We start from the raw sequence: 12669 nt of genomic DNA on the forward strand, positions 1-12669 counted from the left end.
GTGAGCAGTTTATACCATAATCCGCTTTCAACGATAAAGAAAAGGTAAGAAAAATGAAACATTTAGAAATTGAATTGAAAACACTATTGAAAAAAGATGAATACAATCGTCTAAAAGACCAGTTCACAGACGTCACTCCTGTTCTTCAAAAAAACCACTACATGGACACACCTGATTTTGAACTGCGAGAAAAGAAAATTGCTATGCGCATTCGAACCTTTGAAGACTGGGCAGAATTGACACTCAAAGTCCCGCAGAGTGTTGGAAACATGGAATACAACCAAAAATTGCAACTAAAAGATGCTGAAAACTATCTGTCTAAGGAAGAACTTCCTCAAGGGCTAGTACTGGATGAATTGGCGAAACATGGCATCCAAAGCAAGAACTGGCAGGTACTTGGTTGTCTAACAACACTTCGCTATGAAATGCAAACAGCTATCGGTCTCATGGCTCTGGATGAAAGTCAATACTTTGATATGACGGATTACGAATTGGAGCTTGAAGTGGAAAATCACGAGCAAGGCAAACAAGATTTCCAAAAATTTTTAGAGGAAAATCAGATTTCTTATCAAAAAGCTCCTTCAAAATTGGTTCGATTTGTCAAAAGTATGAAAAATAGCTGAAATAATCTCCATTTTTTGGTAAAATAGAAAAGATAAAAATACAAAAATCCCAGTTCATATAGGTAAGGCAAATATCACTAGGATTTAAAAAGTTTACAGAGGACGGTCTATAATGTCAGATAGAAAAAACATGAAACTTTTCGCACTCAACTCTAACCAAGAGATTGCACAGAAAATTGCTGAAGCTGTTGGTGTCCCACTTGGAAAACTATCGTCACGTCAATTTTCAGACGGAGAAATCCAAGTGAATATCGAAGAAAGTGTCCGTGGTTATGATGTTTACATCATCCAATCAACAAGTTTCCCTGTTAACAACCACCTAATGGAATTGTTGATCATGGTCGACGCTTGTGTGCGCGCAAGTGCCCACAGTATCAACGTTGTCCTTCCATATTTTGGCTATGCACGTCAAGACCGCATTGCTTGTCCTCGTGAGCCACTTACAGCTAAACTAGTTGCCAATATGCTGGTTAAGGCTGGTGTTGACCGTATCCTGACTCTTGATTTGCATGCCGTTCAGGTTCAAGGTTTCTTTGATATTCCAGTGGATAATCTTTTCACTGTTCCCCTATTTGCAAAACATTACTGCGATAAGGGACTACTCGGTTCAGATGTTGTTGTCGTTAGCCCTAAAAATTCAGGTGTCAAACGTGCGCGTAGCTTGGCTGAATATCTTGATGCTCCTATCGCCATTATCGACTATCCTCAAGACGATGCAACTCGCAACGAAGGTTATATCATTGGTGATGTTGAAGGTAAGAAAGCCATCTTGATTGACGATATTTTAAATACAGGACGCACCTTCTCTGAAGCTGCTAAAATCGTTGAACGTGAAGGGGCTACAGAAATTTATGCTGTTTCTAGCCACGGTCTCTTCGTCGAGGGAGCTGCTGAACTTCTTGACAATACTAAGATTAAAGAAATTCTTGTGACTGATTCAGTAGCAACAAAAGAAAAAACTCCTAAAAACGTATGCTACATCACTGCTAGTGAGTTAATTGGTGACGCCATCGTCCGTATCCACGAAAGAAAACCAGTCAGCCCACTCTTTGCCTACAACAAAAAGAAATAAGGTGATTCTTTGATTTATTTGGACAATGCTGCGACAACTCCTATGTCAGCAGTTGCTATTTCAGCTATGACCAAGGTGATGCAAGAAACCTACGGCAACCCTTCTAGTATTCATGGTCATGGTCGTCAAGCTGGTAAACTCTTACGAGAAGCCCGTCAGGAACTAGCTCAGTTACTGGGGACAAAACCTCAACATATCTTTTTCACTTCTGGTGGGACAGAAGGCAACAATACTGCTATCATTGGTTACTGCCTTCGTCACCAAGAACAAGGAAAACATATTATCACAACTGCTATTGAGCACCATGCTGTCCTTGAAACAATTGATTACTTGGTTCAACACTTTGGGTTTGAAGCAACCATTATCCAGCCAGAAAATCAAGAAATCACCGCCCAGCAAATTCAAGAGGCCTTACGTGACGATACGATTTTGGTTTCTACCATGTTTGCCAATAATGAGACTGGAAACCTACTGCCCATTGCTGAAATTGGCCAAATACTCAAGCAACACCCAGCCGCCTATCATGTCGATGCAGTTCAGGCTATTGGTAAAATCCCTATACACCCAGAAGAATTGGGCATTGATTTTCTCACTGCTTCTGCCCACAAGTTCCATGGTCCTAAGGGAATCGGTTTTCTCTACGCATCTAGCATGGATTTTGATTCCTATCTTCATGGCGGAGACCAAGAACAGAAAAAACGAGCCGGAACTGAAAATCTAGCTGCCATCGTGGGTATGGTTGCAGCCCTAAAAGAAGACCTAGAAAAACAGGAAGAACATTTCCAACATGTACAAAATCTAGAAACTGCCTTTCTTGCAGAGCTAGAAGGAATTCAGTATTACGTGAATAGAGGACAACATCATCTCCCTTATGTTCTCAATATTGGATTTCCTGGTCAGAAAAACGACCTCTTACTCCTTCGGCTAGATTTGGCTGGAATTTCAATCTCTACTGGCTCAGCCTGTACGGCAGGCATTGTCCAATCCAGCCATGTTCTTGAAGCCATGTACGGGGCAAATTCAGAACGCTTGAAGGAATCCGTTCGTATCAGTCTCTCGCCAGAAAATACTGTTGAAGACCTACATACCCTCGCAAAGACCTTAAAAGAAATTATCGGAGGTTAGCCATATGGCATTTGAAAAAACCATTCAGTTAAAAAATTGTCGTTACGACTACACTCTTAGCCCTTCTGTTAAAAAATTCACCCTTAAGGACAACACCTTTTTTGAGACTAAGGTTGGTAACTATGAATTGACTCGCCTACTTGAAAAAGTGCCAAACAGCGGTGAAGGCTTCCAACTCAAAATCATCATTAACAAGGAACTTACAGGTGCTAAAATCAATATCACTGACAAGTTTGGGCTACGTCTAGTTGATATTTTCAAATCAGAAGACCACCACATTCATCAGGAAAAATTCTATTTCCTCATGGATAGCTTGGTAGAACGTGGTGTCTTTACAAAATCGGAAAGATAGAGCCAAAATGTTTGAACTGACCTATAAGGACAGCTATCATGTAGAGCGCACTCTCAAGTATGAGGATTACGAGGCTCTCATGCTAGCTCTGTCAGGATGTGTGACTCTGCCAGATACACTTTATGTAACTTCTTTGACCTTTAAAGGACAGGAAGTTTACCAAGGACTGGTCGGAGACCTCTACCGTTTTCTATCACATGCAGATTTTTTACAACAAAACTAAGATTTTTCTTAGTTTTTTCTTGTTTTTGTTGATTTTTTCACAATGTTTCTATAAAATAGAAGAATAGAAAGGTTGTGATTTTGTGAAAGATAAACAGTCTGCTATTCCAAAAGCTACAGCAAAAAGACTCTCTCTCTACTATCGAATTTTTAAGAGATTTCATGCAGAAAAGATTGAACGTGCCAACTCTAAGCAAATTGCAGAGGCCATTGGGATTGATTCAGCGACCGTACGTCGTGATTTTTCCTATTTTGGTGAACTAGGTCGGCGTGGATTTGGATATGATGTCAAAAAACTGATGACATTTTTTGCCGATTTGCTCAATGATAACTCTATTACCAATGTCATGCTGGTTGGTATTGGAAATATGGGCCATGCCCTTCTCCACTACCGCTTCCACGAGCGTAACAAGATGAAGATTATCATGGCCTTTGACCTAGATGACCATCCCGAAGTCGGAACCCAAACTCCTGATGGAATTCCTATTTACGGGATTTCTCAAATCAAGGATAAAATCAAGGATGCTGATGTGAAGACTGCTATCCTGACCGTTCCCAGCGTTAAGTCACAAGAGGTTGCCAATCTCTTGGTTGATGCTGGCGTGAAAGGAATTCTTAGTTTTTCACCAGTCCATCTGCATTTACCAAAAGATGTGGTCGTTCAGTATGTCGATTTGACAAGTGAACTCCAAACACTCCTCTATTTCATGCGAAAAGAGGATTAGAAAGCGAAAATCATTTTATGAAAAAACCAGTTATAGGGATTACAGGAAACGAAAAAACTCATCCTGATGATGACATCATGATGAGCTACGCAGCAAAAGGCTTTGTTGAAGGCGTTAAAGACGCTGGAGGGATTCCCATCATCCTACCGATTGGTGATCAAGAAATGGCCTGCCACTATATCAGTATGATTGACAAGCTCATCTTGACAGGTGGGCAAAATGTTGATCCAAAATTCTATGGTGAACCAAAAACCATTGATAGCGATGACTACCACCTTCAAAGAGATATATTCGAACTAGCCCTCATCAAGGAAGCTATCAAACAGCAAAAGCCGATTTTCTCTGTCTGTCGTGGGACTCAACTCTTTAACGTTGCCATGGGTGGAACTTTGTACCAAGATATCGAAGATCACTGGCAGGATTGTTCCGCCGAGTACACAACCCAACGCTTGGTGACAGAACCTGATACAGTTCTTCGAGAAATCTATGGAGAAATCTCCCATATCAACTCCTTCCACCACCAGAGCATCAAGGATTTAGCACCAAATTTAAAGATTGCGGCTCATGATCCTAAAGATGGTATTATAGAAGCTGTTATGAGTACGGATGATGTCGCCTTTCTCGGTGTCCAATGGCATCCAGAGTTTCTTTTTGAAAATCGTCCCAAAGATAAAAACCTCTTTGACTATGTCGTTAATGAACTTTAGATTAAATCTGTTTTTTCACGGTAACTAAAGTAACTAGAATATGAGACAATCAAATGGTCCAAGAGGACAATTCCCATCAGGTCGCAGGCTTCTTTAACAAGTTTAGTGACATGATCATCATTTCGGCTAGGGGCTACCGCTCCCGAAGGATGATTGTGGACCAAGATGAGAGAAGTCGCCATATGCTTGATAGCATAGTGAAGAATCTCACGTGGTTCAGCAATACTACGAGTAGCTGAGCCGATAAAAATGGTCTGTTGATGGATGATTTGATTTTGAGTATTGAGATAGAGCGCCACCAGGTGCTCTTGTTTTTTGTCCCCCAATTCCTGTTGCATCTTCTTGGCCAACTTTTGACTGCTGAGAATACTTTCCATCTCAAGAGTCTCGTGTTTATGAATACGATGCCCCAGTTCAATCATAGCTTGCAATTCTATGGCCTTAACACGTCCAATACCAGACAGACTCTGCAATTCCTGCAGGGTCATTTTTTTCAAATCCGTTAGGTTTGAAAGATTGTTCAAGACTTTCTGGGCAATTTCAAAAACACTAGCTTGACGTGTTCCTGTCCTGAGTAAAATAGCTAGTAACTCTTGATTACTGAGCGCTTCAACTCCTTCCTTGGCCAGTCTTTCTCTTGGTAATAGTGAATCTTCTTGGAATGAAATACTGTACATAAAAATCCTCCTCACTTTATTATTCGTGAGAAGGATGAAAAATTAGATTTTTTTCTCAATTGGGGCCACACTAGCCAAAAGTTTTTTCAAACCTACTTCTGGGAAATTGATTTTCAATTCCTGCGTAGCACCGCTACCTGAAACTTCCAAAACAGTTCCCTCTCCCCACTTCTTGTGGAGGGCAATGTCACCAATGGACCAATTTGCCTCGCTAGAAGCTGATTTTGCTCCAGCTGTAAATTGACTAAACGGAAGGCCACTTGACTGGATAGATTTTGGGGCAGCACTGCGTTTACGGTCTTGAAGAGCCTGGGCAAGACTCATACCTTGACCGAAGGCAAGGTCACCACTGCTATAAGATGCCTTAAAGCTTGTATTTGCTGGACGAGCCAGACCTTGATACTCAAGTAAGTCCGAGCTGATTTCGTTAATAAAACGAGTGGGACGGTTGTAGTTGGTACGACCGAAAAGCAAGCGTGAGTTAGCATTGGTCAGATAGAGAATTTTCTCTGCACGCGTGATACCTACATAGGCCAGACGGCGCTCTTCTTCCAATTCATCTGAATCCTCAGCTGCACGACTAAGTGGAAAGACATTTTCTTCCATCCCAATCAAAAAGACAACTGGAAACTCGAGACCTTTGGCAGCATGCAGGGTCATCAAGGTCACTTCTGATGTCTCCTGACTACCTGAATCTGTGTCCGCAATCAAGGCCAAGTCATTTAAAAAACGACTCAGTTTATCCAGACCAGTTTCTTCTTCTGGCCCATCAGAGGTGTCATCAAAGTTTTTCGTCACAGAGAGGAACTCCTCGATGTTTTCTACACGAGCCTTGCTTTCTAAGGTCGCTTGGGCGTTAAGAATATCGACGTAACCTGTTTTTTCTAGGACGGCCTCAACCAACTCAGTAATGCTTAAGTGGTCCAGTTGCTCTCGCAAATCTAACATCATATTTGCAAAATCCCAGATAGACTGGGCTACTTTACCCTTGATACCAGACAACATGATATTGGCTGAAGCATCTAGCATAGACATGTTTTGCATATTTGCAAAGTCACGAATTTTCTCAACAGTACCTGGCCCAATTCCACGTTTTGGTTCGTTGATAATACGCTCAAAACTGATATTGTCACTCAAATTAGCAATAAGATTAAGATAAGCGATAATATCGCGGATTTCCTTACGGCTGTAGAACTTGGTTCCACCAACCATGGTATAAGGAATGTTTGACTTGAGCAGGGCTTCCTCAATAGTACGAGACTGGGCGTTAGTACGATAGAGAACTGCAAAATCCTTGTGAAGGAAGTTTTGACTCCGACCAAGTTCATCGATAGTTCTGGCTACAAATACAGCCTCATCTAGCTCATCATTGGCACGATAGTAAACGATTTGCTCCCCATCAGCATTCTGGGTCCAGAGATTCTTAGGACGGCGGTTTTTGTTGTTTTTAATGACCTCGTTGGCCGCTTGGAGAATTGTTTTAGTGGAACGGTAATTCTCTTCCAACAAAACAACCTTGGCTTGGGGATAATCTTTCTCAAAATCCAAAATATTCTGCATATCCGCACCACGCCAACCGTAGATAGACTGGTCCGCATCCCCAACCACACAAATATTTTTAAAGCGTGAAGCCAAGAGTTTGACCAGTTGGTACTGGGCATGGTTAGTATCTTGGTACTCATCAACGTGGATGTATTGAAACTTCTGCTGGTAATAAGTCAAAACATCAGGATTTTGATCAAAGAGACGCAAGGTCAGCATAATCAAATCATCAAAGTCAACCGACTCCGACTGACGCAGTTCTTTCTGATAGGCTGTATAACACTGGGCCACAATTTGCGTGTACATATCTCCAGCTTGGGAGGCATAAGCCCCATCATCAATCAAATCATTCTTAGCGTTGGAAATAGTTCCTAAGATGCTCCGTTCATTCCATTTTTTAGGATCCAAGTTCAACTGCTTGAGAATGCGTTTCATAAGAGTTCGCTGTTCACCAGGATCCACAATAGTAAAATTACGGTTGTAGCCAATATGATCCGCATCGCGACGCAGGATACGAACACACATGGAGTGAAAAGTCGCAATCAAACAGTCCTGAGTAGCTGGATTGAGGCTATAAGCACGCTCTTTCATCTCACGCGCAGCCTTATTAGTAAAGGTAATGGCCAAGATATTCCAAGGATTGACCAGCTTTTCATCAATCAAATAAGCGATACGGTGGGTCAAAACACGGGTCTTTCCAGAACCAGCCCCTGCCATGATCAACAAGGGACCTTCTGTCGTTTGCACCGCCTCAGCCTGACGGTCATTCATTCCATTTAATAATGCGTTCATCTTCTCTTCCTTACTCTTGAAGTCAATATTTCTATTATATCAGAATTCAGGGAAAATAGAAACTTTATGGGGAGTAGCAAAATATAGTGGATTGAAACTAGAATACTACACTGTAGGTTTCTAAAACACTCGACTCTTTCACTCAATTTTTTCATAAACTAGCTCAATACTTCAATATAAAAAAGGTAAATTTAAGATTGGCAATACGAACGTTAAACAGAATTCCATTTCTCTTTTTAGAATCAAAACAACGATATCGTAAAACCTCTACACGAACAATAGATTGCGACACTAAAATATTCTCCCCTAGTTTTGCTTTACTAATAGTATATAGGAGGAGAGCTATGAATTCTAGACCCTTTGTTATGATGTGGTTACAAACAGAGTTGGAAAAAATCTTAAAATTAGAAAAACGCATTATACCAGGCATTAAAAGCTTGATACAATGCGTTTTATTATAAAAAGATCTACTGGATTTTTTATCAAAATAAACTTCCAGTAGATCTTTTCACTTTTTATTAATAAGTTCCTTCTTCACCTTGGCTAGTCAAGATTACCGGACCATCCTTAGTAATGACAAATTGGTGTTCATATTGACAAGATAGCCCACCGTCAATAGTCTTATGAGCCCAACCAGTCTTCATATCTGTATCAATTTCCCAGTCACCGGTATTGATCATTGGTTCAATGGTTAAGACCATTCCTTCACGGAGACGAAGCCCACGACCAGCAATACCATAGTTAGGAACCATTGGTTCTTCGTGCATAGTTGGGCCAACACCATGACCAACCAAATCACGCACTACACCGTAACCACGACTTTCAGCGTATTCTTGAATGGCTGCACCAATATCACCGATACGATTTCCAACAACAGCTTGCTCAATACCCTTGTACATGGCTTCTTTGGTTACATCCATCAAGTTTTTGACTTCTTCGGACGGTGTACCAACAGCATAAGCCCAACAAGAGTCTGCAAGACCACCAGAGTAACTCTGGGTGTATTTTTTCATTTGCTCAACATTGTTGAAGTTTAATTTTGAGACATTCAAATCAGATTTGGCAATTGGACCTCCCAAAACCATATCAACCTTAAGCAAATCACCATCTTTCAAGATATAGTGACGAGGGAAAGCGTGAGCCACTTCATCATTAAGAGAGCAGCAGGTAGCATAAGGATAGTCCATCATGGCACCGTCAACTCCAATCTGAAGCGGAAGGAAATTTTCTTCCTTACAACGACGGCGAACGTATTCTTCAACTTCCCACATATCTACGCCTGGCTTAATCAAATCACGCAAGCCAATATGGATACTTGCTAGAAAATCACCGGCCTTATCCATAGCTTCAATTTCACGAGCTGATTTTAATGTTATCATTTTTTCTCCTAGTTTCTAATTAATTTTAACAGTCACATTTGCCTTTGAAACAATCTGATGACCATGATAAATATCGTAATCAATAATAGCTGATCGTCTAGTATGGTGGATAATGCGTGCTTGAATGCGCAGTATATCATCTATCTGAACAGCCTGCAAAAAGTAGATCAGCATTTGTTCGATGATGAGATTGCGCCCACTATTCACAACTAAATCTTGGGTCATATGGGTCAGAATTTCTGCCAAAACACCATTAGCCAAAACTCCGTTTTTCTCAAGCATAAAAGGTTCCACTGTAATCACTACTTCATCATGGTGATAAGAAAGTTTTTGACCAATCTGCTCAGAAAAAGTTGGTAGAGCCGAAACTTGAGAACGACTCATCTTCTCCATGACATCTCGTCTTGTCACAACTCCAAGCAAGGTTTGATTATTCCGAACAACCGGTACCATTTCAAAGTCTTCTGCGATCATCCGTTGACTCACATTAGCAATATTTGTTGATAATCCAACTAAAAATAGACTACGAGACATGACTTTATCAATTGTGGTACTTGGTGACTTATCACCCGCATCTCTCATAGTAACAACCCCAACAACGATCTGATGTTGATTGATAACAGGGAAACGACTGCTACGATTCTTACGAACTAAGTCCAAATAATCTTTAACGGTGTCGGTCTCTCTCAGAAAACCATACTCATGACTAGGGCGATAAAGTTTCTCAACTGTCAGAATATCAGTCTTGATTTGGACATTTGACAAGGCTTTATTGATCATGGTCGCGACAGTGAAAGTATCATGCTTGCTTCTCAGAACAGGAATCCCTTTTTGATTGGCCAGTTTAAGTACATCATCATGAACCTGAAATCCCCCTGTAACCAGAACTGCATTTTCATTTTCCAAGGCTAGCAACTGAATACGGGTTCGGTCTCCGACAATCAAGAGCCCCCCATCGTGAAGGTAAGACAAGATATTTTGTTCAGTCATGGCACCAATTGAAAACTTACTGAATTCTCTCTCTAAACCTTCTTGCCCAGCCAGAACCTCAGAAGAAGTCACTTCTGCAATTTCAGCAAAAGTTAATCTTTCAATCGCAACTTTCTGGGATTTGACGCGGATTGTTCCACTTCTAGGACGGGTCTCCACAATTCCACGGTTTTCAGCTTCCTTGATAGCGCGATAGGCCGTTCCATCACTGACTCCCAGATGGTTGGAAATACTACGAACACTCACCCTTTTACCTACTGGTAATTCCTCCAAATAGCTTAGAATTTCCTGATGCTTACTCATTGAATTCTCCTTTTACATACCGAAATTCAAGATAATCTCGCATTTTTCTTGTATAACGATCACTTCCCTTAAACTGACGGAACAAACTAAATCCAGACTTAAGAGCAACTCTTTGGCTAGCTTCATTTTCAAGGTGGGTAATGATAGATAATTGTTTTAAGCCAAATTCCTCAAAAGAAAGCTGACAAATTTTTCTAACAACCTCTGTCATAAATCCTTGCGACCAAGCATCTTTTCTCAAAAAATAGCCAAGCTCAGCTTCTTTTTTGATTTCATCTAACTTCTCAAATTTAATAGAACCAATCATTTGTTGATTTTTCTGGTCACAAATTGCCCACACTCCCAAAGGGGACTTCATAAAGTAATTTGCTAATGCATATTGACTTTCTTCCAGACTTGCCTGAGTTGGGAAAATAAATTGGAGATTTTCTGGATTCGAAGCTATCTCATGGAAGTCCTGACTATCACTAAAAAAGAAAGGACGCAAATACAAGCGATCCGTTTCAAAAAAAGAAAACATTGCTAATTTGGTCCAAATATTCATAAACACCTCTACGGTTTAATCCTCAACAAGTGTAATATCCGCTCCTAGATTACGTAATTTTTCAATAATATCAGAATAACCACGTAAGATAAACTCGATATTGGTAATTTCAGTTTTACCTTCAGCCATAAGCCCAGCAATGACTAGTGCAGCCCCAGCTCGTAGGTCAGTCGCTTTAACACTGGCCCCACGCAAATCACGTCCACCTGTGTACAAAATATGACCATTTGTTGTCGAAATGTCCGCATCCATCTTTGCTAGTTCAAAAACATGATTTACACGTTTTTCGTAAATCGTATCGACAATTGTACCACGACCATTCGTTCTTAATAAAAGAGGGGTAATCGGTTGTTGCAAATCAGTTGCAAAGCCTGGGTAAGGAGCTGTCTTAATATTGATTGCTTTCAAATTAGACTGCTCTTCGACAAAAATGCTGTCTTCAGATACAGTCATTCTCACTCCCATTTCTTCCAGCTTAGCAATAAATCCTTCTAGGTGTTCGTAAAGAACATTATTTATACGAATCCCCTTGCCAACTGCAGCAGCTAAAGAAATATATGTTCCAGCTTCGATACGGTCTGGAATCACCTGATGACGGGTTCCATGCAATCTTTCAACACCATCAATAATGATGATATTAGTTCCTGCACCGCGGATATGGGCTCCCATATTATTCAAGAGGGTAGCTACATCAATAATTTCAGGTTCACGGGCTGCATTTTCAATAATGGTACGACCATTCGCTTTAACCGCAGCAATCATCGTATTGATCGTTGCCCCTACACTAACCGTGTCCATGTAAATACTTGCACCATGAAGTCCTGTATCTTTAGCAGATAACTTCATGTTATCTCCCTCGTAGCCAACAGTGGCACCCATAGCTTCAAAAGCCTTAAGGTGTAGGTCAATCGGACGAGGACCAAGATCACATCCTCCCGGTAAACCAACTGTCGCTTCACCAAAACGGCCTAAGAGACTCCCATAAAAATAGTAAGATGCACGAAGACTGTTAATTTTACCATAAGGCATTGGAATATTTTGAACACCTCTTGGATCAATCTCCAAGACATCGTCATAACGCTTAACAGTAGCTCCCATCAATTCCATAATTTCGACAAGACTGGCTACATCCGAAATATCTGGAACACAATCCAAAGTCACCACATCATCAGCCAATATAATAGCTGGAATTAAGGCCACAACGCTATTTTTAGCACCACTAATAGTGATTTCACCTTGTAGTGGTAATCCACCATTGATAACAATTTTTCTCATTCTAAGTTTTCAATACTCTTTCAAGATTTCTAATAAGGTCTTTAAAATAAAGTATATCATAAATTTATCCTTTTTTCCATCCTTTTCAATTTTATTGGATAAATCAGAGTTGATGAGTTAGTCACTGATACTCAATAAAAATCAAAGNNTTGAAGAGATTTTCGAAGAGTATAATCTTTCTCGAATCGCTATTGCCCCTTTTTTGCCCCCTGAAATCGAGTAGGAGCTAAGACTACCCCCCTTATCTAAGTATCGGAATACGGCTGTTCAACTAAACTTTAGAAAGAACTTCTCCCCCTTCTCTCAGTTCACAGAAGCGTTTTATACATAGCGTCCTATAT

General features: G+C 40.6%; 13 protein-coding genes. 7 read left to right on the forward strand and 6 right to left on the reverse strand.

All coding sequences use genetic code 11. The features are described 5' to 3' along the window. Positions 1 to 53: 53 nt before the first annotated feature. The 7 genes from HT721_RS00695 to HT721_RS00725 all read left to right on the forward strand — a co-directional run bounded on the left by HT721_RS00695 (position 54) and on the right by HT721_RS00725 (position 4826). Positions 54 to 623 carry a CYTH domain-containing protein gene (locus HT721_RS00695; RefSeq protein ID WP_173212809.1) on the forward strand — a complete coding sequence of 190 codons (570 nt, stop codon included), beginning with the start codon at positions 54 to 56 and terminating at the stop codon, positions 621 to 623. A 112-nt stretch (positions 624 to 735) separates the two neighbouring features. Further along, the gene (locus tag HT721_RS00700) at positions 736 to 1695 is read left to right on the forward strand and encodes a ribose-phosphate diphosphokinase (RefSeq protein WP_001283809.1); all 960 of its coding nucleotides are present in this window, start codon (positions 736 to 738) and stop codon (positions 1693 to 1695) included. A gap of 9 nt (positions 1696 to 1704) precedes the next feature. Beyond that, entirely contained in the window at positions 1705 to 2820 is a 1116-nt protein-coding gene (locus tag HT721_RS00705) for a cysteine desulfurase family protein (RefSeq protein WP_173212811.1), read from the forward strand. 4 nt (positions 2821 to 2824) lie between these two features. After that, positions 2825 to 3172, forward strand: coding sequence for a DUF1831 domain-containing protein (locus HT721_RS00710; RefSeq protein ID WP_000863540.1), 348 nt, complete (start codon positions 2825 to 2827; stop codon positions 3170 to 3172). 7 nt (positions 3173 to 3179) lie between these two features. After that, positions 3180 to 3395, forward strand: coding sequence for a DUF4649 family protein (locus tag HT721_RS00715; RefSeq protein ID WP_173212813.1), 216 nt, complete (start codon positions 3180 to 3182; stop codon positions 3393 to 3395). 82 nt (positions 3396 to 3477) lie between these two features. Beyond that, positions 3478 to 4119, forward strand: a complete 642-nt coding sequence (locus HT721_RS00720; protein WP_000653417.1) for a redox-sensing transcriptional repressor Rex — start codon at positions 3478 to 3480, stop codon at positions 4117 to 4119. A 17-nt stretch (positions 4120 to 4136) separates the two neighbouring features. Next, positions 4137 to 4826, forward strand: a complete 690-nt coding sequence (locus HT721_RS00725; protein WP_049524081.1) for a gamma-glutamyl-gamma-aminobutyrate hydrolase family protein — start codon at positions 4137 to 4139, stop codon at positions 4824 to 4826. Here HT721_RS00725 and radC read toward each other — a convergent pair. The 6 genes from radC to HT721_RS00755 form a co-directional block, all read right to left on the reverse strand. Then, on the reverse strand, positions 4823 to 5503 hold the full coding sequence (gene radC, locus HT721_RS00730; RefSeq protein WP_173212815.1) for a DNA repair protein RadC: 681 nt from the start codon (positions 5501 to 5503) through the stop codon (positions 4823 to 4825). The genes HT721_RS00725 and radC overlap by 4 nt on opposite strands. 42 nt (positions 5504 to 5545) lie before the next feature. Further along, positions 5546 to 7837 (reverse strand): DNA helicase PcrA, encoded by a 2292-nt coding sequence (gene pcrA, locus HT721_RS00735; RefSeq protein WP_173212817.1) that lies wholly within the window; start codon positions 7835 to 7837, stop codon positions 5546 to 5548. A gap of 518 nt (positions 7838 to 8355) precedes the next feature. Further along, positions 8356 to 9216, reverse strand: a complete 861-nt coding sequence (locus HT721_RS00740) for a methionyl aminopeptidase (RefSeq protein WP_000631543.1) — start codon at positions 9214 to 9216, stop codon at positions 8356 to 8358. A 15-nt stretch (positions 9217 to 9231) separates the two neighbouring features. Next, positions 9232 to 10509: a CBS-HotDog domain-containing transcription factor SpxR gene (gene spxR, locus HT721_RS00745; RefSeq protein ID WP_049522490.1), complete on the reverse strand. Its 1278-nt coding sequence runs from the start codon at positions 10507 to 10509 to the stop codon at positions 9232 to 9234. Beyond that, a complete protein-coding gene (locus tag HT721_RS00750; RefSeq protein WP_001028727.1) occupies positions 10502 to 11053 on the reverse strand; it encodes a GNAT family N-acetyltransferase in 552 nt (183 codons plus the stop codon). Before HT721_RS00750 ends, spxR begins: the two co-directional genes overlap by 8 nt. 15 nt (positions 11054 to 11068) lie before the next feature. Further along, positions 11069 to 12328: a UDP-N-acetylglucosamine 1-carboxyvinyltransferase gene (locus HT721_RS00755; protein WP_173228703.1), complete on the reverse strand. Its 1260-nt coding sequence runs from the start codon at positions 12326 to 12328 to the stop codon at positions 11069 to 11071. Between the last annotated feature and the right edge of the window lie 341 nt (positions 12329 to 12669).

The sequence above is a fragment of the Streptococcus sp. 4094 genome, assembly GCF_013277125.1.
Taxonomy (GTDB): Bacteria; Bacillota; Bacilli; order Lactobacillales; family Streptococcaceae; genus Streptococcus.

What these genes read in the sequence shown, in the direction of transcription:
- HT721_RS00695 (WP_173212809.1), top strand. Translation starts at nt 54, where the DNA reads ATGAAACATTTAGAAATTGAATTGAAAACACTATTGAAAAAAGATGAA.
- HT721_RS00700 (WP_001283809.1), top strand. Translation starts at nt 736, where the DNA reads ATGTCAGATAGAAAAAACATGAAACTTTTCGCACTCAACTCTAACCAA.
- HT721_RS00710 (WP_000863540.1), top strand. Translation starts at nt 2,825, where the DNA reads ATGGCATTTGAAAAAACCATTCAGTTAAAAAATTGTCGTTACGACTAC.
- HT721_RS00715 (WP_173212813.1), top strand. Translation starts at nt 3,180, where the DNA reads ATGTTTGAACTGACCTATAAGGACAGCTATCATGTAGAGCGCACTCTC.
- HT721_RS00725 (WP_049524081.1), top strand. Translation starts at nt 4,137, where the DNA reads ATGAAAAAACCAGTTATAGGGATTACAGGAAACGAAAAAACTCATCCT.
- radC (WP_173212815.1), bottom strand. Translation starts at nt 5,503, where the DNA reads ATGTACAGTATTTCATTCCAAGAAGATTCACTATTACCAAGAGAAAGA.
- pcrA (WP_173212817.1), bottom strand. Translation starts at nt 7,837, where the DNA reads ATGAACGCATTATTAAATGGAATGAATGACCGTCAGGCTGAGGCGGTG.
- HT721_RS00740 (WP_000631543.1), bottom strand. Translation starts at nt 9,216, where the DNA reads ATGATAACATTAAAATCAGCTCGTGAAATTGAAGCTATGGATAAGGCC.
- spxR (WP_049522490.1), bottom strand. Translation starts at nt 10,509, where the DNA reads ATGAGTAAGCATCAGGAAATTCTAAGCTATTTGGAGGAATTACCAGTA.
- HT721_RS00750 (WP_001028727.1), bottom strand. Translation starts at nt 11,053, where the DNA reads ATGAATATTTGGACCAAATTAGCAATGTTTTCTTTTTTTGAAACGGAT.
- HT721_RS00755 (WP_173228703.1), bottom strand. Translation starts at nt 12,328, where the DNA reads ATGAGAAAAATTGTTATCAATGGTGGATTACCACTACAAGGTGAAATC.